The sequence below is a fragment of the Streptomyces sp. NPDC107550 genome (genome assembly GCF_055639095.1).
In genome coordinates this window covers 259,521-286,371 of sequence record NZ_JBVKBC010000007.1, presented here as the reverse complement: position 1 = coordinate 286,371, position 26,851 = coordinate 259,521, and the positions used below count along the sequence as shown (strand labels likewise).

The 26,851-nt window shown below is 74.1% G+C and carries 21 protein-coding genes and 2 tRNA genes; 12 read left to right on the top strand and 11 right to left on the bottom strand.

Annotation, left to right across the window (positions count from 1 at the left end):
- The first annotated feature begins 112 nt into the window (after positions 1-112).
- Positions 113-1,489 carry a tetratricopeptide repeat protein gene (locus ACZ7LY_RS13350; RefSeq protein WP_471624671.1) on the top strand — a complete coding sequence of 459 codons (1,377 nt, stop codon included), beginning with the start codon at positions 113-115 and terminating at the stop codon, positions 1,487-1,489.
- A gap of 353 nt (positions 1,490-1,842) precedes the next feature.
- Here ACZ7LY_RS13350 and ACZ7LY_RS13345 read toward each other — a convergent pair whose 3' ends face one another.
- The gene (locus ACZ7LY_RS13345; RefSeq protein WP_471624670.1) at positions 1,843-2,436 is read right to left on the bottom strand and encodes a histidine phosphatase family protein; all 594 of its coding nucleotides are present in this window, start codon (positions 2,434-2,436) and stop codon (positions 1,843-1,845) included.
- A gap of 240 nt (positions 2,437-2,676) precedes the next feature.
- Here ACZ7LY_RS13345 and ACZ7LY_RS13340 point away from each other — a divergent pair, with 240 nt between their 5' ends.
- The 7 genes from ACZ7LY_RS13340 to ACZ7LY_RS13310 all read left to right on the top strand — a co-directional run bounded on the left by ACZ7LY_RS13340 (position 2,677) and on the right by ACZ7LY_RS13310 (position 9,299).
- A complete protein-coding gene (locus tag ACZ7LY_RS13340; protein WP_471624669.1) occupies positions 2,677-3,609 on the top strand; it encodes a phosphatase PAP2 family protein in 933 nt (310 codons plus the stop codon).
- Entirely contained in the window at positions 3,581-4,717 is a 1,137-nt protein-coding gene (locus ACZ7LY_RS13335; RefSeq protein WP_471624668.1) for a hypothetical protein, read from the top strand. The genes ACZ7LY_RS13340 and ACZ7LY_RS13335 overlap by 29 nt, the downstream gene beginning before the upstream one ends.
- Before the next feature lie 94 nt (positions 4,718-4,811).
- Positions 4,812-6,395: a hypothetical protein gene (locus tag ACZ7LY_RS13330; protein ID WP_471624667.1), complete on the top strand. Its 1,584-nt coding sequence runs from the start codon at positions 4,812-4,814 to the stop codon at positions 6,393-6,395.
- 26 nt (positions 6,396-6,421) lie between these two features.
- The gene (locus tag ACZ7LY_RS13325) at positions 6,422-7,843 is read left to right on the top strand and encodes an AAA domain-containing protein (protein ID WP_471624719.1); all 1,422 of its coding nucleotides are present in this window, start codon (positions 6,422-6,424) and stop codon (positions 7,841-7,843) included.
- A gap of 272 nt (positions 7,844-8,115) precedes the next feature.
- Positions 8,116-8,472 (top strand): hypothetical protein, encoded by a 357-nt coding sequence (locus tag ACZ7LY_RS13320; protein ID WP_471624666.1) that lies wholly within the window; start codon positions 8,116-8,118, stop codon positions 8,470-8,472.
- Between the two features lie 148 nt (positions 8,473-8,620).
- The gene (locus tag ACZ7LY_RS13315) at positions 8,621-9,235 is read left to right on the top strand and encodes a bifunctional DNA primase/polymerase (protein ID WP_471624718.1); all 615 of its coding nucleotides are present in this window, start codon (positions 8,621-8,623) and stop codon (positions 9,233-9,235) included.
- A tRNA-Lys gene (locus ACZ7LY_RS13310) sits at positions 9,226-9,299 on the top strand. The genes ACZ7LY_RS13315 and ACZ7LY_RS13310 overlap by 10 nt, the downstream gene beginning before the upstream one ends.
- A 386-nt stretch (positions 9,300-9,685) precedes the next feature.
- On the opposite strand, the gene ACZ7LY_RS13305 is transcribed toward ACZ7LY_RS13310, so the two are convergent.
- A complete protein-coding gene (locus ACZ7LY_RS13305; protein WP_471624665.1) occupies positions 9,686-10,975 on the bottom strand; it encodes a M6 family metalloprotease domain-containing protein in 1,290 nt (429 codons plus the stop codon).
- Positions 10,976-11,280: 305 nt separating this feature from the next.
- Here ACZ7LY_RS13305 and ACZ7LY_RS13300 point away from each other — a divergent pair, with 305 nt between their 5' ends.
- Positions 11,281-13,131, top strand: a complete 1,851-nt coding sequence (locus ACZ7LY_RS13300; protein WP_471624664.1) for a putative bifunctional diguanylate cyclase/phosphodiesterase — start codon at positions 11,281-11,283, stop codon at positions 13,129-13,131.
- A 38-nt stretch (positions 13,132-13,169) separates the two neighbouring features.
- On the opposite strand, the gene ACZ7LY_RS13295 is transcribed toward ACZ7LY_RS13300, so the two are convergent.
- The 3 genes from ACZ7LY_RS13295 to ACZ7LY_RS13285 all read right to left on the bottom strand — a co-directional run bounded on the left by ACZ7LY_RS13295 (position 13,170) and on the right by ACZ7LY_RS13285 (position 16,109).
- Positions 13,170-14,234: an LLM class flavin-dependent oxidoreductase gene (locus ACZ7LY_RS13295; RefSeq protein WP_471624663.1), complete on the bottom strand. Its 1,065-nt coding sequence runs from the start codon at positions 14,232-14,234 to the stop codon at positions 13,170-13,172.
- Between the two features lie 304 nt (positions 14,235-14,538).
- Complete coding sequence (locus ACZ7LY_RS13290; RefSeq protein ID WP_471624662.1) at positions 14,539-15,273, bottom strand: maleate cis-trans isomerase family protein; 735 nt, start codon at positions 15,271-15,273, stop codon at positions 14,539-14,541.
- 2 nt (positions 15,274-15,275) lie between these two features.
- Entirely contained in the window at positions 15,276-16,109 is an 834-nt protein-coding gene (locus tag ACZ7LY_RS13285) for a maleate cis-trans isomerase family protein (RefSeq protein WP_471624661.1), read from the bottom strand.
- A gap of 244 nt (positions 16,110-16,353) precedes the next feature.
- Between ACZ7LY_RS13285 and ACZ7LY_RS13280 the strand changes: the two genes are divergently transcribed.
- Positions 16,354-17,352, top strand: a complete 999-nt coding sequence (locus tag ACZ7LY_RS13280) for a D-2-hydroxyacid dehydrogenase (protein ID WP_471624660.1) — start codon at positions 16,354-16,356, stop codon at positions 17,350-17,352.
- Between the two features lie 99 nt (positions 17,353-17,451).
- Positions 17,452-18,831, top strand: a complete 1,380-nt coding sequence (locus ACZ7LY_RS13275; RefSeq protein ID WP_471624659.1) for an amidase — start codon at positions 17,452-17,454, stop codon at positions 18,829-18,831.
- 459 nt (positions 18,832-19,290) lie between these two features.
- Here the strand turns inward: ACZ7LY_RS13275 and ACZ7LY_RS13270 are convergent, their stop codons facing one another.
- The 3 genes from ACZ7LY_RS13270 to ACZ7LY_RS13260 form a co-directional block, all read right to left on the bottom strand.
- Positions 19,291-20,070, bottom strand: a complete 780-nt coding sequence (locus ACZ7LY_RS13270; RefSeq protein ID WP_471624658.1) for a thioesterase II family protein — start codon at positions 20,068-20,070, stop codon at positions 19,291-19,293.
- Positions 20,071-20,504: 434 nt separating this feature from the next.
- Positions 20,505-23,156 (bottom strand): AfsR/SARP family transcriptional regulator, encoded by a 2,652-nt coding sequence (locus ACZ7LY_RS13265; RefSeq protein WP_471624657.1) that lies wholly within the window; start codon positions 23,154-23,156, stop codon positions 20,505-20,507.
- Positions 23,157-23,163: 7 nt separating this feature from the next.
- A complete protein-coding gene (locus ACZ7LY_RS13260) occupies positions 23,164-24,135 on the bottom strand; it encodes an AfsA-related hotdog domain-containing protein (protein WP_471624656.1) in 972 nt (323 codons plus the stop codon).
- A gap of 157 nt (positions 24,136-24,292) precedes the next feature.
- Between ACZ7LY_RS13260 and ACZ7LY_RS13255 the strand changes: the two genes are divergently transcribed.
- Positions 24,293-24,366, top strand: a tRNA-Lys gene (locus ACZ7LY_RS13255).
- Between the two features lie 52 nt (positions 24,367-24,418).
- On the opposite strand, the gene ACZ7LY_RS13250 is transcribed toward ACZ7LY_RS13255, so the two are convergent.
- The 3 genes from ACZ7LY_RS13250 to ehuD all read right to left on the bottom strand — a co-directional run bounded on the left by ACZ7LY_RS13250 (position 24,419) and on the right by ehuD (position 26,817).
- Positions 24,419-25,189 (bottom strand): IclR family transcriptional regulator, encoded by a 771-nt coding sequence (locus ACZ7LY_RS13250; protein WP_471624655.1) that lies wholly within the window; start codon positions 25,187-25,189, stop codon positions 24,419-24,421.
- Positions 25,190-25,394: 205 nt separating this feature from the next.
- Entirely contained in the window at positions 25,395-26,210 is an 816-nt protein-coding gene (gene ehuA, locus ACZ7LY_RS13245; protein WP_471624654.1) for an ectoine/hydroxyectoine ABC transporter ATP-binding protein EhuA, read from the bottom strand.
- On the bottom strand, positions 26,200-26,817 hold the full coding sequence (ehuD, locus tag ACZ7LY_RS13240; protein WP_471624717.1) for an ectoine/hydroxyectoine ABC transporter permease subunit EhuD: 618 nt from the start codon (positions 26,815-26,817) through the stop codon (positions 26,200-26,202). Before ehuD ends, ehuA begins: the two co-directional genes overlap by 11 nt.
- Positions 26,818-26,851 lie beyond the last annotated feature (34 nt).

Sequence of the window (26,851 nt, the reverse complement as noted above, 5' to 3'; positions counted from 1 at the left end):
AGCCAAACACTGCGTGTCGGGCTCGTCACAGCCGGTACGTTCGAGCCTCGCCGCGAGCGCCGGAGCCGAACCGCCCCTGCCCGCGGCACGGTTCGCACGGGAGGCCCCTCGTATGACGTCGTCTCCGTACCATCCGGGCGCCCCGGCGGGTCAGCCCGCCGCGCGCCCCAACACCGCGTTCCGCGCGCTGCGCGGGGCGCGCTCACCGAGCGAGTTCGCCGCGCTGGTGCGGCGGGCCGCGCGGGACATCGGCGAGCGCGTGAGCTGCGACGCGCGCTACGTCGGGCGGGTCGAGGCCGGCGAGATCCGCTGCCCCAACTACGCGTACGAGCGCGTGTTCCTGCACATGTTCCCCGGCCGGACCCTGACCGACCTCGGGTTCACGCCCCGGTCCGCCGTGCGCGGCCGGGGCGGGCGCCCGAGCCCCGCCCCACCCGTACCTGCCAGTGAGTACCCGCACCACGAGTACACGCACCACGAGGAGAGCGACGTGCGGCGTCGCGCGTTCATGACCGGCGTGACCGGTTCGACGGCCACGGTGGCCGTCGCCACCCTGACCCCCTTCGGCGTGCCCGGCGCCGCCGCCCCCGGGCTCGACCGCCATCCGGCGCGGGCCGGGATCGGCGCGGTCGAGGAGGCGATCCGGCGCATCCGCGTCCTCGACGACCGGCACGGCGCCGACGGCCTGTACCGGCGGGCGGCGGGGCCGCTGCGGTCGGCGTTCGAACTCCTCGACGCGGGGGGCGCCGCCCGCTCCGACACCGCGCGGCTCCAGGCGGGCGCCGGGGAACTGGCCATCTCGGTGGGCTGGCTGGCGCACGACTCCGGACGTTTCGAGGACGCCCGCTCACACTACGCGGAGGCGCTGGCGACGGCGCGGGTGGCGGGGGACGCGGCGCTTGAGGCGCACGCCTTCTGCAACACGGCGTTCCTCGCGCGCGACGCGGGCCGCCCCCGGGAGGCGGTACGGGCGGCGCAGGCCGCGTCCCGGGTCGCCGCGTCGCTCGGCTCGGCGCGGCTGCTGTCGCTGCTGGCGCTGCGGGAGGCCGGCGGGTGGGCGGGGCTCGGTGACCGGCGGGCGTGCGAGCGGGCGCTGGCGCGGGCGCAGGCGTTGTTCGCGCGGGGCGCGTGTGACGCGGATCCGGAGTGGATGACGTTCTACGGGGAGGGGGAGCTGGAGGGGCTTGAGGCGCAGTGCTGGTCGGCGCTCGGCGAGTGGGGGCGGGCGGCGCGGCATGCGCGGCGGGCTGTCGCCCTCCAGGACCCGCACTTCACGCGGAACCGGGCTTTGTACACGGCGGAGTTGGCGGATGACCTCGCGCGGGCGGGGGTGCCGGATGAGGCTGCGGCGGCGGGGGTGCGGGCGGTCGCGCTCCTACGGGAGGTCCGCTCCTCCCGCATCCAGAACATGCTGTCGGCGACAGCGCGGGTATTGCTTCCGCACCAGCGTTCAGCCCCGGTCTCCACGTTCCTGACCCAACGGGCGTAACGAAAATTCTCCAGTGGGTGGCTCTGCCGGTGGGCTTCCTCGACTTTCGTCGTGGCTGATCGCGCAGTTCCCCGCGCCCCTAGGTGAGTGGGCGGTCCCGCCCGGCGGGTTTCCTCAACATTCGTCGTGGCTGATCGCGCAGTTCCCCGCGCCCCTGGAGGGGCGACTGCGTCGCACCCTCCTCCCCTGGGGAGCTGGGGCGAAGCCCCGCTTCCCTCAGGGGAAGCTGCACGAAGTGCATGCTTCAGGGGCGCGGGGAACTGCGCGAGAAGCCCCACCGGCCGGTAGACGACGAACTGCGGGCAGCCCCACCCACCCAGGGGGTGCGGGGGCCCCCGTGGGTGAGTTGGCGGTCAGAGCAAGTGGGCCGTTTCGTTCCACGACTCGATCACCGGCTCCCCATACGCCCACCCCAGCACAGACAACGACGTAGGACTGAGCCGCACCCGCGCGGCGAAATCGAGCGGCAACCCGAGCCACCGCGCCCCGATGGACCGGAGAATGTGCCCGTGCGCGAACACCAGCACATCGCGGTCAGCGCCCCGCGCCCACGCCACGACCTCGTCCGCCCGAGCCGTGACCTCCGCCGGCGACTCCCCGCCGGGAACCCCGTCGCGCCAGATGAGCCACCCGGGCCGCAGCTCCTGGATCTGCGCCGGCGTGAGCCCCTCGTAGTCGCCGTAGTCCCACTCCATGAGCGCGTCCCACTCCCGCGCCCGCTCCCCGAACCCGGCGAGCGCGCACGTCTCACTGGCCCGCACCAGCGGCGAGGTCCGCACCTCGGCCTCGGGCAGCCCGTCGAACGGCTCCCGAAGCAACCGCTCGCCGAGCAGCTTCGCGCCGCGCCGGCCCTCCTCCAGGAGCGGGATGTCCGTACGGCCGGTGTGGCGGCCGAGTCGGGACCATTCCGTCTGCCCGTGCCGGGCCAACAGGATGCGCGGTGCCATGAGCGGGACCTTCCAGGGGGATCGGGGGGTACGCGGTGAACAGGGGTCGTACGAGGTGCGACACCTCGTCCATCATCGCGCAAACCGGACGGCGGACCCGCGCCGGGCAACCAGGGCCCGGCGATCGACGTCTACGAGGGGCGGGGATCGTCCGGGCGGCCCCCTGTGGAACAGCGGAAGACCTTAGGGTGAGCACGTGGCCGGTGGCCGCCGAACGAGGGAAGAGGGGGCGCGGCCCGCATGGCGCAGCAGACCGACGACGCACCAGTCACGGAGGCGATATCCGGCGCCGGGCTGCGCTGGTGGACCGAGCTGCCGCTCATCGTCCTCGTGTACGGCGCGTACTCGGCGGGCCGGCTCCTCGCGCGCGGGGACGTGTCCACGGCCGTCGACCACGGTCTTGCGATACTCCGGGCCGAGAAGGCCGTCCACCTCAACCTGGAACACCCGCTGAACCGGCTGTTCACCCGCGAGGCGTGGATCGGTGTCCCCGCCGACTTCTGGTACGCCTCCCTGCACTACATCGTCACGCCGGCCGTCCTGATCTGGCTGTTCCGCCGCCGCGCGCATCTGTACCGCGCGGCCCGCACCTGGCTGATGACGTCCACGCTGATCGGTCTGATCGGCTTCACGCTCCTGCCGACGTGCCCGCCCCGGCTGCTCGCGGCGAGCCAGGGCTTCGTCGACACCATGGCGCAGTACAGCTCGTACGGCTGGTGGGGCGGGGCGGCGAGCGCGCCCAAGGGGCTCGGCGGGATGACGAACCAGTACGCGGCCATGCCCAGCCTGCACGTCGGGTGGGCGCTGTGGTGCGGGGTGATGCTGTGGCGGCACGGGCGTTCCCCGTACGCGAAGGCCGCGGGCGTCGCCTATCCGCTGATCACCACGATCGTCGTCATGGGCACGGCCAACCACTACTTCTTCGACGCGCTCGCCGGGGCCGCCGTGATGGGCGTGGGGCTGGCGCTGACCAGGCCCGTCATGCGGCTCGCGGCGCGGCTGCGGGCGCGGATCGGACTGTTCGCGGAGCCGGTCGGCGCCGCCCCTCGCGCCTCAGGGGCCCCGATTGTCAGTGGGGAGTGCCAGACTTCCCCGGGTGAGCGAATTCCCCGACAGCGCAAGGCCGCCCCGGCCCCTGACACGGGTGACGGGGCTGCCGCGGCGGCTCGCTGAGCTGCGCGGCCCCGACCTGCCCCCGCGTCCGCTGGACGCGCGCGCCCTGGCCGCCCTCGCGGCGAACCCGGGGTGTGACCGGCGCGCGCTCCTGGACGGCGCGGGCGTCGACAAGGCGCGGCTCGCGGACGCGCTGGGCGCGCCGTCGGCGTTCGGCCAGTCGCAGTTCGCGCTGGCCCGGGGCAATGTGTTCGAGGCCCGCGTGAAGGCGGACGGCGGCGCGCAGTTGCTGGCGCTGGTCCACGCGCGCGTGCCCGGCACGGGCGCGGAGCCGGTCCCCGATCTCGTACGGGCGCCTGACCTCGCGGCGACCGGCCCGCAGGGGCGCACGGCGCGGACCGCGCTGGCGCTGCGCGAGGCGGCGCGGGAGGCGGCCGAGTCGGGGGCGTGGACGTTCCTCGACCATCCGATGCTGGCGCTGGACGTGGCGGGCAGCCCCGCGTTCCTGGAGCCGGACGCGGTGGTGGTGCACCCGGACGGGAGCTGGACGGTCGTGGAGATCAAGTCGTTCCCGATGATCGACGGGGCGGCGGACGCGGCGAAGGTGGGTGCGGCGGCCCGGCAGGCGGCGGTGTACGTGCTGGCGCTGGAGGAGGTCGCGGCGCGGCTCCCGGAGACGGGCGCGGCCGTACGGGACCGGGTGGTGCTGGTCTGCCCGAAGGACTTCTCGAACCTGCCGGCGGCGTCCTCGGTGGACGTGCGCAAGCAGTTGTCGGTGACGCGGCGCCAGTTGCGGCGGCTCACGCGGATCGAGGAGATCGCGGCGCTGCTCCCGCCGGGCACCGCGTTCGACCCGGAGCTGCCCGCCGAGGAGCTGACGGCGGCGGTCGAGGCGGTGCCCGCGACGTACGCGCCGGAGTGCCTGGCCGCGTGCGAGCTGGCGTTCCACTGCCGTGAGCGGGCGCGCGGCGCGGGCGCGGTGACGGCGCTGGGCCGTTCGCTCCGCGCCGAGCTGGGCGGCCTGACCACGGTGGGCGCGGTGCTGGCGGCGGCGCGCGGCGAGAGCGGCGACCCGGAGGATCCGGCGGTGGCGGCGCTGCGCCGGGCGGCGGCCCTGCGCGCGGAGGCCCTGCGGGAGGGCGCCGGGGCGTGGGAGGCGGCCGGATGAGGCGCCCGCGAGACGACGTCCGAGGTCCCCGCACGGACGGCCGCCGCGCATCGCGCGCGTGCCGTGCGTCCCGCCACCGTGAGGAAGCACAGCGTTGAGCCTGATCACCCATCTGGCGCGGCTCGAAGCGACGAGCACCGGCCGCGCCCAGCCCCTGGCCACGGTCCGGCACCGGCATCTGTCGCAGCGCCCGCTGGTGTTCGTGCCGCTGACGACGTCCGGTGAGACGGGCGCGCCGCTGGGCGCGCTGGTCGGCACCGAGCGGACTTCGCCCCGGCTGCTCGTCGTGCCGCAGCCGCGCGACCGTGACCTGCGGTTCGCGTTCCTCGCGGAGCTGGCCGCGACGGTCCTGCCGTACCTGGACGCGTACGCGGGTGACGTGGAGGCCGCCGAGCGCGGCGAGACCGACCCGGCGACCGGCAAGAAGGTCAAGGTCGAGGTCGAGCTGTGCGCGGACGCCCCGCAGATCGTCGTGCCGGGGCGGGCGGGCATCGAGTTCGTCCGGCTGCTGGGCCGCTCGATGCGGTTCCGGCGTACGGCGGAGCAGGACCCGGACACGCCGTTCCCGGCACCGCCGCACGTGCCGCTGCTGGGCCGCTGGCTGACGCACTTCGGGGAGCGGGCGCGGGTGCCGGGCTCGTCGCTGCTGCTGGCGATGACCGACCTGCTGTCCCGGCACTGGGCGACGGGCCAGTCGAGCCTGGAGGACCAGCACCTGGGCGCGCTGCTCGCCTGGATCGACGCGCGGCCGGGGACGTCGGGCGCGGAGGCGGCGCGCCGGGCGGAGCTGGAGCGGGACGCGGCCGGGCAGTTGCGGTGCCCGCCGGCGGGCCCGGCGACGGACCCGGCGTTCGACAACAAGCTGCTGGCGCCCGCCATCGAGCGCTACGACCGGGCCCGTACGCGGCTCGCGGCGGCCGAGGACGCGGTGGAGGCCGACGGCAGGCTCGCGGAGCTGACGGCGGCCGAGCGGGAGATCCACGCGCTGGTCGAGTCGCGGACGCGGCCCACATGGGACGCGGTGTGGCGCGGGCTCGACGTGCTGTGCAAGCTGCCGGAAGGCAGCCGGGTCGAGGAGCGGTGGACGCGGGACCGCTGGTCGTTCACCATGCACCGCGACCGGGTGGCGGCCGGCGAGCCGCCGCAGCCGCGCCGCGACGACGCGGTGACCGCGGCGAACAAGCTGGCGACGCGCGAGCGCGAGCAGGCCCGCCTCGACGCGCAGGAGGCGCTGGACGATCCGCTGGTGATGGCGGGCCGCCGGCTGGCCGGGGAAGCGTTCGCGGGCGAGGTGACGGAGGTCGTCGCCGCGTACAACGACAAGAAGCGCCCGCGCCCGCTGGTCACCGTGCGCACCGACGACCGGCCGCACCTCGGGGAGCGCGTCAAGGTGTACCGCTCGCTGGACGGCAAGCCGCAGAGCGCCGAGTTCGTCGGGTACGAGGCCGAGGGCGACGCGGTCGTGCTGCGGCTGCTCGACAAGATGGGCCGGGGCAAGGAGCCCGACGAGGGCAGTGTGCCGGTCAAGGGCGACCGGGTGTGCTGGACGCTGTTCGAGCACGAGCAGCGGGGCGGGCCGAAGCTGCCGGAGCCGGAGGAGACACCGTGGACGCACGGGGGTCCGCCCGGGGCGGGCCCGGAGGCGCCGGACGCCGTGACGAGTGAGGACGTGCTGTGACCCTGCCGACCGGACGTGTCGTGACCCTGCCGACCGCCACCGCCACCGAACCCCGCGCTGAGGCCGAGGGCGCCCTCGACCCGGGCGCGGCCGCCGCGCTCGCCACCGACGCGATCCTGCGCGACACGCTGCACGGCGACGCGCGCGGGGTCGTCGTGGACTCGCCGCCGGGCGCCGGCAAGTCGACGCTCGTGGTGCGCGCCGCGCTCGAACTGGCGGCGGCGGGCCGCCCCCTGATGATCGTCGCCCAGACGAACGCGCAGGTGGACGACCTCGTCCTGCGGCTCCACGAGAAGAACCCCGAGCTGCCGGTGGGGCGCCTGCACAGCAGCGACCCGGACGCGTACGACAAGGCCCTCGACGACCTGCCCGGGGTGCGGACGTCGACGAAGGCGGGGGATCTCGCGCCGCTGCCGGTGGTGATCTCGACGGCGGCGAAGTGGGCGCACGTCAAGGACGTCGAGCCGTGGGCGCACGCGATCGTGGACGAGGCGTACCAGATGCGGTCGGACGCGCTGCTCGCGGTGGCGGGGCTGTTCGAGCGGGCGCTGTTCGTGGGCGACCCGGGGCAGCTCGACCCGTTCTCGATCGTGGGCGCGGAGCAGTGGGCGGGCCTGTCCTACGACCCGTCGGCGTCGGCCGTGTCGACGCTGCTCGCGCACAATCCGCAGCTTCCGCAGCACCGGCTGCCGGTGTCGTGGCGGCTGCCGGCGTCGGCGGCGGGGCTGGTGTCGGACGCGTTCTACCCGTTCACGCCGTTCCGCAGCGGTACGGAGGAGGGTGAGCGGGGGCTGGAGTTCCGCGGGGCGTCGGACGGGTCGGGCGTGGACCGGGTGCTCGACGAGGCCGCGGCGGCGGGCTGGGGGCTGCTGGAACTGCCTCGCGCGCACACGCCGCGAACCGATCCGGAGGCGGTGGCGGCGGTGGCGCTCGTCGTGCGGCGGCTGCTGGAGCGGGACGGGGTGACGACGTCGGAACGGGAGCCAGGGCGGGCGCCGCTCACCGCCGACCGGGTGTGTGTCGGCACCGCGCACCGGGATCAGGCGGCGGCCGTGCGGGCGCGGCTCGCGGAGCTGGGCGTCACGGGGGTGACCGTGGACACGGCGAACCGGTTGCAGGGGCGGGAGTACGACGTCACCGTCGTGCTGCATCCCCTGTCGGGGCGGCCCGACGCGACGGCGTTCCACTTGGAGACGGGGCGACTGTGCGTGCTTGCCTCCCGGCATCGGCATGCGTGTGTCGTGGTGTGCCGGGAGGGGGTGGCGGACCTGCTCGACGCGCATCCGTCGGCGGAGCCGGTGCAGCTCGGGGTGACGGTGAAGTTCCCTGACGGCTGGGAGGCGAATCACTCCGTGCTTGAACGGTTGCGGCGGCATCGGGTGTCTTGGGGGGCGGGGTCCGTCGCCGGGGGCGGGTTCGTCGTCGGGCGCGGGGTTCGTCGGGGCTGATCGCGCACCCTGCGGGGCTTCAGTGCCGTCCACCTCAAGCCCCTCCGGCGATTGAGGAGCGGGGTCTGGGGCGGAGCCCCGGGCGTCGTCGCCGGGTGCGGGGTTCATCGTGGCTGAGCGCGCAGTTCCCCGCGCCCCTGGCGGGGCTGACCTCAGCGGTGACTTTCGGGTGCCCCTTACGGGGCTGGGATCGGCGGGGTTGCGGGGCGGCGGAGAATGGGAGTGGTCCGGTTCGACGTGACGGGCCGTGCCCCTGCACGAGGAGGAACACCATGGCGGAGCCCGACCGGCCCCGTACCCCACAACCCCGCCTGCGCCCCGCCCCCCTGATCTTCGAACCGGCGGAGGCCACCGCGGACCCCGAGCACTTCTTCGACCTGGAGTCCATCGAGGACCCCCGCGAACTGCTGGCCCGCTCCACGGAACTCACGCACGCGTTCCGCGCCGCCGCGGACCGCTCCGTGGAGTTCCAGGCGATCGCCGCGGCCCAGCTCGCCGACCCGCGCCGGTTCGACCGGCTGACCACGGCGGACATCGCCGAGCGCGCGGAGTGGACGGAGGACTACGCGAAGAAGATGGTCGAGTTCGGGCGCGAACTGCTGCGCGGGGCCGAGGATCAGGCCCGCTGAGGCACCCCCGTAAAGATCGTTTGGCATATGCCAGAGGGGCAAGATACTCCACCCCGCCCCCTCCTGTCCCGATTTCCCGCAACCCTTTGGAGCAGGACCCTCACACCCTGTAGATGTAGGTGGCATGAGCACCGTGCACCCCCACTTCATGCCCGCCTCGCCCCTCACCACCGGTGGTTTGCAGGACCGTTTCGACGTGCAGGGCGTCACGCCCGAGGGAGCCGCGTGGCTCGCCTCCGCAGGAACGTATCCGCGCTCCACGCTCGCGCACTGGGAGTCCCGGCCGACGGCGCCCGTGGTGCTGCCGTGCGGGTCCGCCTTCGACGTGGTGAACGTGCCGTCGATCTTCGGGCGGCGGATGTTAGACCGACTCTGGGACGAGGGTCCCGGGTCCGGGCCGGTCGCGGCGTACCGGGGACGCATGCTCCTCTTCTGCGCGCCAGGTACGGCTCAGCGGCTGCCGTCGCTGCTGGAGTGGGAGGAGTGGGGGCCGGCCGTGCCGCCGCTGCTGTGTCATGGGCGGGGGGACGCGGTGACCGTGCCGGCGCCGGTCGCGGGGGCGGCGCCCGTGCTCGACCCGCACCTCGACTCGCGGTGGGTGGTCGCGCCCGATACGCGGCGGCCGTGGCTGCCGGGGCCCGAGGTCATGCTCTGGGCTTGTGTGCGGGCGGTTCGGGCGGGGGCGCAGGCGGCTGTGCGGGTATCGATTTTTCCTGGTGGGGATCAGGGTGCTAATGTCTACGACGTCAGCAGGCGCCGCTAGCTCAGTTGGTTAGAGCAGCTGACTCTTAATCAGCGGGTCCGGGGTTCGAGTCCCTGGCGGCGCACAGACAGCAAGGCCCTCCGTGCACAACGGGGGGCTTTTTGCTATGCCTACGCCCATTCCAGCCCCGTAAGGGGCGCGGGGAACTGCGCGCTCAGCCACGACGAAACCCGCACCCGGCGACAAGCCCTGGGGCTCCGCCCCAGACCCCGCTCCTCAATCGCCGGAGGGGCTTGAGGTGGACGGCACTGAAGCCCCGTAAGGGGCGCGGGGAACTGCGCGGCCAGCCACGACGAACCCGCACCCGGCGACGACGCCTGGGGCTCCGCCCCGGACCCCGCTCCTCAATCGCCGGAGGGGCTTGAATTACCGGCGCTGAGGTCAGCCCCGTCAGGGGCGCGGGGAACTGCGCGCTCAGCCACGGCGCAACCCGCACCCGGGATCAGGGCCTCAGGGCGCGCCCACTGTCACCGTGACTGTCCAGTTGCCGGAGGGGGTCGTTCCGGGGACCGTGACCTTGATGCGCGTACCCGGGACGGAGAAGCTCTCGCCGGGCCCGACCGGCGCGTCCGCCAGCGCCGGATACACCGAACCCCCCGCACACGCCCCGGTCCGGGGATGCGCGTCCAGCACCTGAACGGGCCCACCCCCGGACGGGGAATCACTGCGCACCCGGTACACGAGCACCCCCCGCCGGCACCCGGCGACATCGTTCCCGCCCCCGCCCCGCACCTCAAGGGCGACCGCACCCGCCGCCCCCGTCCGCACGACCGCCAGCTTCGTCCCGCGCCCCGCGCCGAACGGCCCGCCCGTCCGGGGGCCGGCGCTGAGCGGCTCCAGCGTCAGCCGGGTCTCGCCGGTCCGCGTCACGCACGCCACCTGCCGGGGATCGAGCCAGCCGAGCTTCCACTTGTGCCAGCCGAAGAAGTCCGGCGCGAGCCCGAACTGGCTGCCCATGACGTCCCAGTCCCCCACGTACGTGTCCCAGTCCCCCTTGCCGTCGGCGGGCCGGTGGTAGAGGTCGGGCAGGTCGAAGACGTGGCCGGTCTCGTGGGCGAGGACGTTGCGGTCGGGCGGATGGTGTTCGAAGACGGTGACGACGCGCCGCAGCTCGGTGCCGTCGGCGCGCAGCGGCCGGTCGAGGTTGACGACCTTCGTGGCGTCGGAGTCGACACCGGGCGCGTCCGGGTCGGCGACGAAGTACACGACGTCGTACTTGCCGAAGTCGGTGTGCGGGTCGGCGGCCGCCAGGGCGTCCCGCAGATAGGCGCCGCGGTGACCCGCGTCCCAGTCCCGCTTTATGGCGTACGCGGTGGAGGGGCGCGGCATCCGCGTCCACTGCCGCTGCGGGTGCGGGACCAGGGAGAACGTGCCGTAGGAGGCCCGCTCGAAGAAGCGGCTGGTGGCGGGGAAGTAGTCGGCGGTGAGCTGGTCGGGGCTCACCTCGGGGACGGAGTCGGGGAAGGAGAGGAAGACGAGGAGGGCGTCGAGCCGGCCGCGCGGGCGCGGGTAGGCGGGGTTCCAGGTGTCGACGCCCTCGGAGTGGTGGTCGGCGGTGCGTTCCAGCGCGCAGGGGCCCGCGGCGGAGGCGGCGACGGCGGGTCCCGCGACCAGGCCGGTGGCGGCGAGGGCGACGAGAGCGGTCAGCGCCGCCGTGGTCGCGCGCAGGCGGGCCCTGTCCACTCCCCCGAGTGGCTGCGGACGCGGCAAGTCGACCTCCGGGAGGGGAAAGCGGGACACCCCACCCAGACTGTTGGCTTTGCTCCCGTTACGCCCTGTTTATCTGGCCCGGACGAGTGAGGGCGTCATCCCTCGTGGACCCTCGTACGGTCACCGAACGTCACAATTGGACGACGCCGGAAAGAAGCCCGTACGGAAGTGGGCATAAACGGTCCGACGGGTCGCCGGGCGCGCCGAGGAGCGGCGCGCGGCCCGTGGACAAGGCTGGAAGGGCCGTCCGACCTGCCTCTATGATCGGCACACTTTCTGCCGGGACCCGGCTGCCCCAGACCACGCAACCATTCGACGCACTGCGGGAGCGAGCGGTGAGCGCACAGCCTGAAGGCCCCACGACCGCGGCACAGGCGCCCCCGCCCGGTCCGCGCCGCGACGCCCTCACGGAGCGTGGCGACCGGCGTCCGGCCACGGACCCGGCGGTACGGGCGGCGGCCTGGCCCGCGCTGTGCGCGGCGCCGCTGGCCCTGCTGCTGGTGGACCGCCGCGGCCAGATCGCCGCCGCCAACGACGCGGCCCGCTCCCTCCTGCTCGGCGACGCGGGCGAGACAGGCGAGGCGGGCGGCCGGCCGCTCACCGGCCGCGTCGCCGCCGACGTGCTCGACCTCGCGTCGGACCCGCGCACCTGGCACACGTACCAGGAGGTGCTGCGCGGGCGCGAGGCACGGCTGAGCCGGACGCGGCGGCTGGGGCACGCGGCGGGCCGCGCGGTGTGGGTACGAGTGGAGGTCGCGCCGGTGCCCGGGAGCGAACTGCTGCTGGCCTCGCTCACCGACGTCAGCGCCCACCGCGAACTGAAGGCACGCCTTCGCCACCACCGGATGCACGACCCGGTGACCCGGCTCGCCAACCGCGCGCTGTTCTTCGAGCGGCTGACGGGCGCCCTGGAGGCGGGGGCGTACGAGGGGACGGGCACGACCGGGCGGGTCGGCCTGTGCTACCTGGACCTCGACGGGTTCAAGGCCGTCAACGACACGCTCGGCCACCACGTCGGCGACCGCCTCCTGACGGCGGTCGGCGAGCGGCTGACGCGGGTCGCCGAGCGCGCCCGGCGCACCTCGGGCGCGCCGCTGGTGGCCCGGCTCGGGGGCGACGAGTTCGCGCTGCTCGTGGAGGACTCCACGGGTACGCGGCAGCTCACCGACCTCGCGGAGGCGGTGCTCGGGGCGTTGCAGGAGCCGTTCGACCTGGCGGGGCAGCGGCTCGCGGTGTCGGCGTCGGTCGGGGTGGTCGAGCGGCATGTCACCGGCACCTCGTCCACGGGGCTCATGCAGGCCGCCGACACGACGCTGTACTGGGCGAAGGCCGACGGGAAGGCCCGCTGGACCCTGTTCGACCCCGAGCGCAACGCGCACCGGATGACCCGGCAGGCCCTCGCGTCGGGGCTGCGGCAGGCCGTGGAGCGCGGCGAGTTCGTCCTGGAGTACCAGCCGCTGGTGCGGATGACGGACGGCGGGACGATCGGCGTGGAGGCGCTGGTGCGCTGGCGGCACCCGCAGTTCGGGCTGCTCACGCCGAATCGGTTCGTCCCGCTGGCCGAGGAGGACGGCTCGATCGTGCAGCTCGGGCGGTGGGTGCTGCGCGAGGCGTGCCGGCAGGCGCGGGCCTGGCAGCTCGCGCACCCGGACGCCGAGCCGCTCACCGTCAGTGTGAACGTGGCGGTGCGTCAGGTCTGGGACTCCGACCTCGTCGCGGACGTCGCCCGCATCCTGCGCGAGACCGGACTCGCGCCTGAGCTGCTGCAACTGGAGCTGACCGAGTCGGCCGTCATGGGGTCGGCGGGGCGGCCGTTGCAGGCGTTGCAGGCGCTCAGCGACATGGGCGTGAGCATCGCCATCGACGACTTCGGCACGGGGTACTCGAACCTCGCGTACCTGAGCCGGCTCCCGGTGTCGGTGCTGAAGCTCGACGGCTCGTTCGTACGCGGCTTCCAGGACCGTGACGGCACGCTCGCGGACCCGGCGGACGCGGTGATCGTCGAGGCGATGGTGCAGCTCGCGCACCGGCTCGGGCTGAGCGTGACCGCGGAGTGCGTGGAGACGGCCGGGCAGGCGGACCGGCTGCGCCGCATCGGCTGCGACGTCGGTCAGGGCTGGCTGTACTCGCGGGCGGTCACCCCCGAGCGGATCTCGGCGCTGCTGGAGCGCGGCCGGGCCGCGTAGGGGACGGTCGAAAGCCCCGCGCGGCCCGGCCGGGCGTCTCAGGCGGTGGGCATGCCGTAGGCGTCGGCGATCAGGTCGTACGAGCGCACGCGGATCTCCCCGCTGTGCGCGTTCGCCGTCAGCATCAGCTCGTCGGCGCCGGTGCGCTTGGCGAGGTCGTCGAGGCCGGAGCGGACCTCGTCGGGGGTGCCGTGGATGACGTTCGCGTTCCAGGAGCGCACGAAGTCCCGCTCCATCTCGCTGAACACGTGGGCCTCCGCCTCCTCCGGGGTGGGGACGAGCCCGGGGCGGCCGGTGCGCAGGCGGACCATGTTGAGCGCGGCGGCCATCACCTGGCGGCGGGCCTCGGTGCCGTCGTCGTCGGTGGCGAGCGCGGAGACGCCGATCATCGCGTACGGCTCGGCGAGGACCTGCGAGGGCTGGAACGACTCGCGGTACAGGTCGAGCGCCGGGATCGTGTTCTGCGCGGAGAAGTGGTGGGCGAACGCGAAGGGCAGGCCGAGCGCTCCGGCGAGGCGGGCGCTGAACCCGGACGAGCCGAGCAGCCAGACCGGCGGGCGGTGCGGGTCCTGGACGCCGCCGGGCGAGGTCGCCTGGACCGGGCCCGGGACCGCGTGGATACGGGAGTAGGGGTGGCCGTCGGGGAAGTCGTCGTCCAGGAACCTGATCAGCTCCGCGAGCTGCTGCGGGAAGTCGTCGGCGCCCTCGTTCAGGCGGTCGCTGCGGCGCAGGGCGGCGGCGGTGGCGCCGTCGGTGCCGGGGGCGCGGCCGAGGCCCAGGTCGATACGGCCGGGGGCCATCGCCTCCAGCGTGCCGAACTGCTCCGCGATGGCCAGGGGGGCGTGGTTGGGGAGCATGACTCCGCCGGAGCCGAGGCGGATGCGGGTGGTGTGGGCGGCGAGGTGGGCGAGGATCACCGCCGGGGACGAGGAGGCGACGCCCGGCATCGAGTGGTGCTCCGCGACCCAGTAGCGGTGGTAGCCGCGGCGCTCCGCCAGCCGGACGAGGTCCGCGGCTGTGCGCAGGGCCTGGGTGGCGGTGCGGCCGGCACCTACGGTGACCAGGTCCAGGACGGAGAGGGGGGTACGGGGGGTGGGCGGCACGGGTCCTCCAACTGGCGTGTGCCTGTACGGGTGCCCTGGCTTTAGCGGAGTCCACCTCCGTTTTATTCCCCGGGTGATCCGGGGCTCGGCCCGCTGCCCTGAACGCGGGTGGCTCCGGCCGGTGGGTCACCTCGACTCGCGTCGTGGCTGGCCGCGCAGTTCCCCGCGCCCCTGAAGCATGCACTTCGTGCAGCTTCCCCTGGGGGAGGTGGCGACGCAGTCGCCCCGACAGGGGCGCGGGGAACTGCGCGGCCAGCCACCCACCGGCCGGAAGATGGTCATCCGCCTCAGGGGGCAGGGCCTGTCAGGGGGACTGGATCACCGGGGTTTTGGTGAAGAGGGTGCCTAGGGCGGGGGCGTTCACTCGGCGGCCGGCGAGGCGAAGCGCCTCCCAGACGGTGACCTGATTCGCCGTGAGAACGGGCTTGCCGAGCTCCTTCTCCAGGTCCCGCACGAACGCCGCCGTATGCAACGCCGTATCCGGCAACAACACCGCCTCCGCCTCCGGATGATCCCCTGCCCGGGCCATCGCCAGCACCTCGTCCCACCCCCACGTACCGACTTCCGCCGCGGTGATGATCCCGCTCCCCCGCACGGACAGCACCTCCACCCCCGCCGCCTTCAGAAACGCGGCGAAGTGCCCGGCGACGTCCTCGGGATAGGTCGCGGCGACGGCGACGCGCCGCACCCCGAGTTCCGCGGCGGCGTGCGCGAACGCGAAGGACGTACTGGACGCGGGAAGCCCGGCCGCCACGGCGAGGGAGCGGACCTGTTCGTGCGCGCCGTCCCAGCCGAAGACGAAGCTCCCTGAGGTGCACGCCCACACGACCGCCTCCGCGCCGGACAGCCGCACCTCCTCGACCCCGGCGGCCAGCCGCTCCGCCGCGCCCATCCGCAGCAGCGCGTCGACGCGGTGCGCGTCCTCGCCGATGTCGGTGTGCACGACCGTCAGCCGTACGTCGCTGTCGATCAGCATCTCGATGCGCGGGTAGTCGTCCTCGGCGGAGTGGCCGGGGTAGAGAAATCCGAGCGCGGTCATGCCTATGCCCACCCTTCCTGTCCCTCCGGAAGTTCCGGAAGTCGTCCCTCCGGGAACCCCGGAAGCGCTTGGCCCTGGTCCGGCAGGGGCCACTGGCGGCGCGCCTGCGGGTCCAGGAGCGCCTGGTACGGCCCCACGGCCCGGGTACCCACTCGGGCGAGGGCTGCCCACATCGTGACCTGATTGGCCGAGATCACCGGTATTCGCAGTTCCGCCTCCAGTTGGGGGATGACGTCGTACGTCGGCAGGTTCGTACAGCTGATGAACAGCGCGTCGGCACCGTCGGCCGCCGCCGCCCGCGCCATGTCGGCCACGTCCCGGTACGGCACCTTCCAGATGTGCCGGGTCAGGCCCAGGTAGGCGCGGCCCACGACCGTCGTGCCGGCCTCGGCGAGGTACTCCTCAAGCGACTCGGTGACCGAGCGGGTGTAGGGGGTGACGAGGGCGATGCGGCGCGCGCCGAGTTCCGCGAGGGCTTCGAGCAGGGCGCCGGACGTGGTGAGCGCGGGCAGCTCGCCGGCCCGGCGCATCGCCTCGCACATCGCGCGCTCACCGGCGATGCCGCCGACGAAACTGCCGGAGGTGCAGGCGTAGGCGAGGACTTCGGGTTCGGCGGCGCCGAGCGCGCGGACCGCCTCGCCGAGCGTCTCGTGCTCGCTGACGAGGCGCGCGAGGTCGAGGCTGACCTCGACGGGCACGAACGGCGTACGGGTCAGGTGCAGGGAGACCTCGTCGGGCACCCAGCGCCACAGTTCACGGTCGAGGGCGAAGTCGAAGGGTGCGACGACGCCGACTCCGCGCTGCGGCTGCGGTCCCCCCAGAAAAGAGACGTCCATGAGCAGGCCCCACGTTTCAGCGGATGTGTTGGGTTGCCGGGATGTGCCCGGGTGGTGCTGAGACCGGCGAACCGCCGGGACGTCGGGACAGCGAGGACGGAGGGCTTCCGCGCGCGGTACACCCCCTTGTTGACGAAGGTAGGTTCAGGTGCCAGCGTGGTCAATCCGCCCAAGTCAGACGGGACGCACACGGTCCCCGGGAAAGCCGTTCGTCCCAAGAAACCCCCAAGAAAGCGGAGTTTCGTTGCGTAACGATCATGTGCCCGAGGGCCGGAAGCCCACCGTGCTCGTCCTCGACGCCGCTCCCCCGGCGCCCCCGCCCCGGCTCGAACCGCTCGCCGGACGGGCCGAGGTGCTGCACGCGTCGGGGGCGGCGGATCTGGCCGCGCTGCTGCCGCGCGCCGACGTGCTGCTGGTGTGGGACTTCCTCTCCGACGCCGTACGGGAGGCGTGGCCTGCGGCCGGGCCGGGTGCGCGGCCGCGCTGGGTGCATACGGCGAGCGCGGGCGTGGACCGTCTGATGTTCCCCGAACTCATCGGCTCCGACGCGGTGTTGACGAACGCGCGGGGCGTCTTCGACGGGCCCATCGCCGAGTACGTGGCCGCGCTCGTCCTCGCCATGGGCAAGGATCTGCCGCGCACGCTCGCGCTCCAGGGGCACCGCGAGTGGCGGCACCGGGAGACGCGGCGGATCGCCGGGACGCGCGCGTGCGTCGTCGGCTCGGGGCCCATCGGGCGGGCCGTCGCGGGCCTGCTCGAAGCGCTCGGCATCAGCACGGTGCTGGTCGGGCGGCGGGCGGCGGCCGGGGTGCGCGGGCCCGAGGAGCTGGACACCCTGCTCGCGGAGGCGGACTGGGTGGTGTGCGCGGCGCCGCTGACCGAGCAGACGCGCGGCATGTTCGACAAGCGGCGGTTCGCGCTGATGCGGCCCTCGGCGCGGTTCGTGAACGTGGGGCGCGGCCCGCTCGTCGTGGAGGCGGACCTGCTGGCGGCGCTGGAGGATGGGCGGATCGCGGGCGCGGCCCTCGATGTGTTCGCAGCCGAGCCGCTGGCGCCGGACCATCCGCTGTGGACGGCGCCGGGCATGATCGTCTCCCCGCACATGAGCGGCGACACGGTGGGCTGGCGCGACGAACTCGGAAAGCAGTTCCTCGCGTTGTACGACCTGTGGGAGTCCGGGCGCCCGCTGGTGAATGTAGTCGACAAGGAACGTGGGTATGTCCCGGGGAACGGATCGCACTGAGGGCACTGAGGGCACTGAGGGCACTGATCCGACGGGTGGGCCTCACTGATCTCACCGATCGCTGAGCCACTGTGACCGACGCTTCGCGCTGGAGGGCGGATGACGACCGAGCTCACGGGACTGACCGCGCGGGAACTTCTCGACGGGTACCGCAAGGGCGAGTTCAGCCCGCTGGAGGCGACGCGGGCGGTCCTCGCCCGGATCGAGGCCGTCCAGCCCGAGCTGAACGCGTTCGTGCGCGTCGACGGCGACGGCGCGCTGGAGGCGGCCCGCGCGAGCGAGGAGCGGTGGCGGCGCGGCGAGCCGCAGGGGCTGCTCGACGGGGTGCCGGTGACGGTGAAGGACATCCTGTTGCAGCGCGGGGCGCCCACGTTCAAGGGGTCGCGTACGACGCGGGAGCAGGGGCGCTGGGACGAGGACGCGCCGTCGGTGGCGCGGCTGCGGGAGCACGGCGCGGTGTTCGTGGGCAAGACGACGACGCCCGAGTTCGGCTGGAAGGGCGTCACGGACTCGCCGCTGTCGGGCGTCACGCGCAATCCGTACGACACGTCCCGCACCGCCGGCGGATCCAGCGGGGGCAGCGCGGCGGCCGTCGCGGCGGGGGCGGGGCCGCTGTCGCTGGGTACGGACGGGGGCGGGTCGGTGCGGATCCCGGCGGCGTTCTGCGGGATCTTCGGGCTGAAGCCCACGTACGGGCGGGTGCCGCTGTATCCGGCGTCGGCGTTCGGCACGCTCGCGCATGTCGGGCCGATGGCGCGGGACGCGGCGGACGCGGCGCTGATGCTGGACGTCATCAGCGGCGCCGACCCGCGCGACTGGTCCGGGCTCGCGCCGGCGCCGGGCAGCTTCCGGGACGGGCTGCACGACGGGGTGCGGGGGCTGCGCGTCGCGTACTCGCCGTCGTTCGGCGGGCAGGTCGCGGTGCGGGGGGACGTGGCGGCGGCGGTACGGGCCGGGGTGACGCGGCTCGCCGAGCTGGGGGCGTACGTGGAGGAGGTGGACCCCGACTTCACCGATCCCGTGGAGGCGTTCCACACGCTGTGGTTCAGCGGGGCGGCGCGGGTCGTTCAGCAACTGCCTGCTTCTCAGCGGGAGTTGCTGGATCCCGGGCTGCGGGAGATCTGTGAGCGGGGCGCCCGGTACAGCGCGCTGGACTATCTGGCGGCGGTCGATGTGCGGATGGAGCTGGGGCGGCGGATGGGGGTCTTCCACTCCACGTACGACGTGCTGGTCACGCCTACGCTGCCGATCACCGCGTTCGGGGCGGGGGTGGAGGTGCCGGCGGGGTCGGGGCTTCGGCGGTGGACCGGGTGGACGCCGTTCACGTATCCGTTCAACCTCACGCAGCAGCCTGCGGCGACCGTGCCGGTGGGGCGGGGGGCGGATGGGTTGCCGGTGGGGTTGCAGGTGGTGGGGGCGCGGCATGCGGATGCGGCGGTCCTTCGGGTGGCGGGAGCGGTGGGGGGCGGCGCGTCCTGAAGCCCCCTGCGCCTCCGGCACCCTGGTTTCCCGGTTTCAGGCCCCCTGAAGTGACCGTATTGCGCAGTTCCCCGCGCCCCTGGGGAGTTGGCCGGCTCAGGGGCGTTACACCTGGGGGTGCGCCACCGGGTCGTATCTCGACCACCGGCCGGTGGGTGGCTGGTCGCGCAGTTCCCCGCGCCCCTGAAGCATGCACTTCGTGCAGCTTCCCCTGGGGGAAGCGGGGCTTCGCCCCCGATGGAGGTGGCGACGCAGTCGCCCCGACAGGGGCGCGGGGAACTGCGCGAGCAACCACGACGAAAGTCGAGGAAGCCCGCCGGCCGGAGCCACCCACCCACCTAGGGGCGCGGGGAACTGCGCAAGACGGTCACTGCAAGCGGCCTCCGCCGGAGAACTCCCTAGGGGCGCGGGGAACTGCGCAAAGCGGTCACTTCAGGGGGCCTCTGCCGGAGAACTGGGTCAGGCGGCGATCGGGACGCGGGCGGCGTACTGGCGGGCCAGCGCGGCCAGTTCACGCAAGAACGTGTCCTCGTGCGCCCGCACGAAGAAGTGCCCGCCCGGCATCGTACGGACCTCACACCCCCGCCCCGCGTGCCGCCGCCACGAGACGACCTCCGGCACCGACACCAACCGGTCCCGCCGCCCCGCGAACAAGTGCAGCGGCACCCGCAACGGCTCGGCGGAGGCCGAAGCACCCTGCCCCGTGCACAGCAGCAGGTCGTCGCGGGCCACGGGAAGCAGCGCGGAGAGGAAGTCCGGGTGTTTCAGGAGGACTTGGGGGATGCCGCCGAGCGCGGCGAGGGAGTCGATCAGCTCCTCGTCGCTGGCCTCGGGCCGGGCGATCTGCGGCGCCGGCAGATGCGGGGCGCGGTAGGCGCTGAGCACGACGGCGAGCGGCAGCGGCGCCCCGCGCCGCTGGCGGCGGGCGGCGAGGGAGTAGGCGATGAGGGCGCCCATGCTGTGCCCGTAGAAGAGGTGCGGGCGCTCCAGTTCGGCGTCCAGTTCGGCGTCCATGTCGTCGATGAGCGCCCGCAGGTCGGTGAACCGGGGTTCGTCGATGCGCCCTTCGCGGCCGGGCAACTGGATGGGCAGCACCCGCACCCCCGCGCCGTGCGCGTCCAGGGTCCGCTGCCAGCGCCCGTACGCCGACGCGCCGCCGCCCGCGTACGGGAAGCAGAACAGCCGTACGTCCTCGTGCGTGCTCTCGTCGATGCCGCTCCGGGACAGGTATCGGGTCATCTCGCTCCGCCTCGGGGTCATTCCAGCGTGGGTGCGCCGGCGGGATCCGTCCCGGGGCCGGTGCGGCGGCCGAACGGACGGCGGGTGCCCGGCCCGCGCCGTGTGGTGCGCGCGGGCGGGGCGCCCCACCGTCCGGGAGGGCGCCGGCAGGGCCCCGGGACGGATCCCGGCCGACGTGGTCAGCATGCGGTTGACGCCTAAAGTGTGGCCAAATCTGTTCGTACGTACGGGAGTTGGCGGTCCGGAGCGCGTCAAGGCGGGCTTTAGGAGGCGGTGTCAGGGTGGGTTCAGCGCCGCAGGACGTCGGCGCCCCCCGTGAGAGCGGGCCCGTCGGCCGCCGACCATCCCCCCGGCCCGACGGGCCCGCCCGCGCGGTACCCACGCCAACGCCCGCAGTACACACGGGACTTGTGCGCACTGGCAGGCTGGCAGGCTCAGCCGGTCGGCGCCGCCGACAGCAGCCACATGCCCGGGCGCACTTCGAGCGGCACCCCCGTACCGCCCCCGCCGCCTGCGCCCGCGCTCACCGCCCGCGTCGTGCGCAGCGCGTACTCCTGCCAGCGGCGGTCCCCGGTGCGGTCCGCCCAGCGGGCGCACTCCGCGAGCCGTGCCAGCGCCTCCGGTGCCCGGCCCTCGCGCAGCGCGACCAGCGCGAGTCCGCGCAGCGCGTGGGCCGCGCCCCGCGCGTCCCCGGCCGTCCGGGCGCCGGACAGGGCCCGTACGTAACCGCGTTCGGCCCGCGCGACCCGGCCCTGCCCGAGCAGGACGTCCGCCTCGCCCGACAGGCAGCGCGCCGCCGAGATCCGGTCGCCGCACTGCGTGAACAGGTGCCAGGCCAGCCGGTAGCGGTCGAGGGCCGCCGTCGACAGGTGCCGCTGCCAGTCCAGGTCGGCCAGCGAGCGCAGCAGCACCGCCTCCGCCTGGGGGTCGCCCGCCTGCCGGGCCGCGTCGAGCCCGAGCCCGTGGCTCAGCTCCCAGTCGTCCCAGACGGCCGCCGCCTCGTAGTACCCGGCGCTCGCCGACGCGAGGCCGAAGCACAGCGGCCACAGGCCGCCCGCGTGCGCCTGCCGCACCGCCTCCAGCAGCCCCGCCGACTCCTCCTGGAACCAAGCGAGCGCCGCCTCCCCGATGAGTTCGGCCGGATCGATGCCCGCGGGGGCCCGCACGGGCCGCGCCAGCCGGTCCCGGCCGGGGGCGAGGCGTTCGTCGGCGTAACGGGCCAGCGCCAGGAACGCCCGGCACAGCCGGTCCGTCGCCGCCGGCGATCCGGCGCCCAGCAGCTCCAGCGACAGCGACCGCAGCAGCGGATGGAACCCGTACCGCACCTGCGTCAGCCGGCCCGGCGCCGGGCGCGCCTCCAGGAGCCGGCTGCGCACCAGCTCCTCCACGTGCCGGTCCGCCTCCGGCGGCGGGCACGCCAGCAGCGCCGCCGCGCTCCACAGCGGGAAGTCGGGCAGCGGCGCGAGCCCGAGCAGCCGGAACGCCAGCCGCTCCTGCACCCCCGCCTGCCGGTACGCGGCCAGCAGGCTTCCCCGTACGTCTAGGTCGCCGAGGGCGAGCGCGGCGAGCCGGGTCCGTTCGTCGGTGAGGCGGGCGACGAGATCGGCGGCGCTCCAGTGCGGGCGCGCGGCGAGGCCGGCGGCGGCGACCCGCAGGGCCAGCGGCAGGTTCCCGCACAGGGCCGCTATCCGCGCCGCGTCCCGGGGCGCGGCCCGCATCGCCTCGCCGCCGCACCGCGTCAGCAGCTCCAGGGACTCCTGCTCGCTGAACACGTCCAGGACCAGATGCCGCGCCTCCTCCAGCGCGCCGAGCGCCTGCCGGCTGGTCAGCAGCACGGTGAGGTCCGGGGCGGCGGCCAGCACGGGCCGCACCTGCGCCTCCGACACCACGTCGTCGAGGACGACCAGGACGCGCCGGCCCCGTGTCCGCGCGTACAGCAGTTCGTCGGTGTCGCCGGCCGCTCCCGCCGCCGGGTCCTCGCGGACCGCGCCCGGTGTCTCGCCGAGCCGCCGCACGAGCGCCGACAGCACCGCCGCCGGCTCCAGCGCCCGGCCGCCCGCGTCGCGCAGCAGGAGCAGCACCCGCCCGTCGGGGAAGTGGCCGCCCGCCTCGTGCGCGAGCCGCGCCACCAGCGCCGTCTTGCCGACCCCCGCCCGCCCCGACACGGCGAGCACCCGCCCGGTCGCGGGCCCGGCCCCGGCGAGGAAGCGGCGCCCGAGCGCGAGCTGCGCGGTCCGCCCCGTGAAGTCGCTGACGGGCGCGGGCAGCCGCACCACCGGCCCCGCCGCCACGGCCGCGACCGCCGTACGGGGTTCAGGGGCGTCCGGCGCGTCGCCCTGCCACGCCAGTCGGGGGTCGCCGGCGAGGATGCGTTCTTGCAGGCGGCTCATGACCGGGCCGGGCTCGACGCCCAGCTCCGTGACGAGCGCGCGGCGCGCCCGGTGGTACACGTCCAGGGCGTCCGACTGCCGGCCCGAGCGGTACAGCGCCACCATCAGATGGCAGTGCACGGTCTCGCGCAGCGGATGGTCGTGGACGAGCGAGCGCAGCTCCCCGATCAGCTCCTGGTGGCGGCCGAGGCGCAGGTCGGCGGCGATGCGCTGTTCGACGACCTCGGCGCGCAGCTCGTCGAGCCTGATCGCGGAGGACTCCAGCGTCGGCCCGTGCGGGATGCCCGACAGCGCGGGCCCGGTCCACAGGTCCAGGGCGCGGCCCAGCAGGCGGGACGCCTCCCCGTACTCCTTGCGGTGGTGGGCGGCGCGGCCCTGTTCGCGCAGCGCCTCGAAGGCCAGCAGGTCCAGGTCGTCGGCGCCGACCTGGAGGAGGTAGCCGGGCGGGCGGGTCAGCAGGGGCTGGGAGCCGTCGGGGGTGCCCTCCACGAGTGCCTTGCGCAGCTGGGAGACGTACACCTGGAGGGTCGTCGTCGCGGTGCGCGGCGGCTCGGTGCCCCACAGCTCGTCGATCAGCGTGTGCGTGGACACGACGCTGTTCGCCTGGATCAGCAGGGTGGCGAGGACGGCCCTCGGCTTCGCCGCGGACGGCGTGGCCGGGGACATCCGGATCGGCCCGAGGACACGGAAGCGCATGCCGGGCCTAGCAGTCCTGGAGCACGGTCGCGGACACCTGCGCGACCTCGCGCTCGCCCTGGAGGAACGACAGATGCAGCCGCGCCGAGGGCCGGCCCGCCGCGTCCCTGACCGTGCCGCCCTTGGCCCGCACCGTGCAGTCCAGGGCCAGCTCCGGTTCGGCGTAGCCGCGGAACGCGGCGCGCCAGCGGGTCAGCAGCGTGTGCGCGGGCAGGAAACCGTGCAGCTCCGCGGCGGCGAGCAGCGCGGCCTGCCGGGACGCCTCCAGATACAGGGCGGCCGGCACCTCGTCGGAGCCGTCGGCGAGTACGGCGGCCGCGGCGGCCGTGTCCACGGGCAGCACCAGCGTGCCGTCCTCGCCCTGCGCGGGCAGCCCCACGAACACGTGCCGCGCCGCACGCTGCCCCACCCGCTCCGGCTCCGGGGCGCCGACGGTCCCGGCGGGGCGGGCGAGCGGCGCGCGCTCGCTCTCCAGCCGCCCGGCGACGCGGTGGGCGCGGTGCACGCCGGGGCTCAGGAACACCAGGCGGGCGCCCGCCGTACCGCAGTGCCGCCCGTCGATGGCGACGTCCGCCTCGCAGCTCAGGCCCCTGGGGACGCCGGTGACGACGTCCGCCGGGGTCAGCGCCAGATCCAGCGAGATCCGGGCGGGCCCGCCGGTGTGCCGCCAGCCGTCCACGTCGGTGATCTCGGTGCCGGCGGTGGCGACGGCCGTGATCCGCTTCTCCGGCACCCGGAAGTACTGGCGTGCGGCGAACACGGCGGCCCTGCGCAGCGCCTCCATCGGGAACAGCAGGTCGTGGAAGGGCAGCGGGCCCCCGTCGTACACCGGGTGCGCCTCGGGCAGCTCCGTGGCGAACGCGAACCGCTGCCGGGCGGGCGCCGCCGTCCCCAGCAGGTACGACTCGGGGCTGTCCGGCTTGTGCACGAGGTGCTGCGGGCCGGGGAAGAACGGGGTGAGCGCGACAGAGCTGTCCATACGAAGTCCTCCGCGGCGTGATCCGGGTCCCGGGCGCTCCGAGTGTGCGCCCCCGCCCCCCGCGCCCGGAACGCCGCCGGTCACGGCTCCCGCATGACGTTTTCATGCGTGGTCACGAGCACCCCTTGGGGCCGGGTAGTATTTACCTCGTCAACCGGCGCCATTAGCTCAGTTGGTTAGAGCAGCGGACTCTTAATCCGCGTGTCCGGGGTTCGAGTCCCTGATGGCGCACCTCCAGCAAAACCCCTCGCAACAGCGGGGGGTTTTGTCGTTGGTACGGGACTCAGATCGTCAGCGACAGCAGGACCGGCGTTGCCTGTTGGTTGAGGTGGTGGGCCGCGTCGTGGAGGCGGTGGGCGTGGGCCACGGGGAGGGAGAGGGCGAGGCAGCCGACGGCCGCGCCGGCCGTGATGGGGACCGCGGCGCAGACCGTGCCGACCGCGTACTCCTGGAGGTCGAGGACGGGGACGGTCGGCGGCTGGGCGGCGAGGCGGGAGAGGAGGACCCGTTCGTCGGTGATGGTGCGGGACGTCAGGCGGGCCATCTTGTGCCGGGACAGATGATCGCGCCGCCCGTCCATGTCCAACTGCCCCAGCAGGCTCTTGCCGACGGCGCTCGCGTGCGCGGAGTCGCGGAAGTCGACCCACTCGCGCACCGCGGGCGCCCCGGGGCCGGCCGCGTACTGGGTGACGCGGACCTCGCCGTCGATGTAGCGGCTGATGTAGACGGCCGCGCCCACGGTGTCCCGCAGCCCCTCCAGCGTGCCCTGGAGTTTCGCGGCGAGCGCGGCCTCGTGCCCGTCGGCGGCGCCGAGCCGGGTGAACGTCTCCCCGGGGACGTACGCCCCGTCGGCTGCCTGACGCACGTACCCCTCGCGGCGCAGCATCCGCAGCAGGGGCGCGAGCCGGTCGGCGGGGAGCCCGGTGACGCGGGCCAGTTCGGCGTCGGTGATCCCGGTGCCCCGCCCGGCCACGGCCTCCAGGACGCGCAGCGCCTGCCGTACCGAGCGGTGAGGCTGGTACGACGACGTGTCCCGCTCGTGCTTCAGCGCCACGGCATCCCCCTGCGTGGAACGGTTGTGGACAGCCGGCCGTGTTCCACGATAGCCGTCAACGCCCCGCGCCCGTGCGGACGTTGGGGAGATTGGTGGCGCATCGCGTGCCTCTCAGCAGCGACGCGCCACCGTGGCATATGTCACCGTCATTCCCCGGGACGCGGACGCCCCGCCCCGGGGACCGGAGGACGCCCCGCCCCGCCGCTCACAGGACGGCGCTCAGGAACTCCCGCGTCCGCTCGTGCTCCGGCTCGGTGAAGATCTTCTCCGGGGAGCCGGACTCGATGACGCGGCCCGCGTCGAACATCAGCACCTGGTCCGAGATGTCCCGCGCGAAGTTCATCTCGTGCGTGACGCACAGCATCGTGATGTCGGTGGTGTGCGCGATGTCCCGGAGCACGTCGAGGACGCCCGCGACCAGCTCCGGGTCGAGCGCGGAGGTCACCTCGTCGAGCAGGAGGACCTGCGGGCGCATCGCCAGCGCCCGCGCGATGGCGACGCGCTGCTGCTGCCCGCCGGACAACTGCGTCGGGTACGCGTCGCAGCGGTCGGCGAGGCCGACGAGGTCGAGCAGTTCCCTGGCCCGCTGCTCCGCCTCGTCCTTCGGCAGCCCGAGCACGGTGACGGGCGCCTCCATGATGTTGCGCAGCACCTTCATGTTCGGGAACAGGTTGAACTGCTGGAAGACCATCCCGATGTTCTTGCGGACCTCGCGGATGTGCTTCTCGCCGGCCGGGACGAGCGCGCCGTTCTTCCGCTCGTGGGTCAGGTACTCCCCGCCGACGCTGATCGTGCCCTCGTCGGGCTTGATCAGGGTCATCAGCAGCCGCAGGATCGTCGTCTTGCCCGAGCCGGAAGGACCGATCAGGGTGACGTGCTTGCCGGAGGCGACGGAGAAGTCGAGTTCGTCGAGGACGGTGTTGCCGCCGAACCGCTTCACGACCTTGTCGAAGCGGATCAGCTCGCTGCCGTCGACCTTGGGGTTGGGCTGTTCTTTGGAGAGGTTCGCGTCAGCGGACAAGGCGGCGCTCCAGGACTCGCAGGAGAAGGGAGGACGGGTAGGCGATGAGGATGAAGGCGACACCGACGACCGTGAGGGCCTCGGTGTACTGGAACGTCTGCGCGGCTTGCAGCTTCGAGCGCTGGAGCATCTCCAGGACGCCGATCGCCGCGAGCAGCGGAGTGTCCTTCAGCATGGCGATGACGTAGTTGCCGAGCGCGGGCACGACGCGCCGGATGGCCTGCGGCAGGATCACCGCGGTCCACGTCCTGCGGTACGGCAGGCTCAGCGCCCGGGCCGCCTCCCACTGGCCCACGGGCACGGCCTCGATGCCGGCCCGGTACACCTGCGCGGTGTACGTCGAGTAGTGCAGGCCGAGCGCGAGGACACCGGTGGTCAGCGCGGACGCCTGCACCCCCCACTCCGGCAGCACGAAAAAGAAGAAGAACAGCTGGACCAGGAGCGGGGTGTTGCGGATGAACTCCGTGAGCACCCCGACGGGCCAGCGCACGAAGCGGGTCGGCGCGCGGAACGCGAGCGCCCACACGAGCCCCACGCTGAACGAGATCAACGACCCGAGGACGAGGACCTGGACGGTGACGAGGACGCCGTCCCAGAAATGCGGCATGAAGTCGCCGACGGCGGACCAGTCCCAGCCGGAC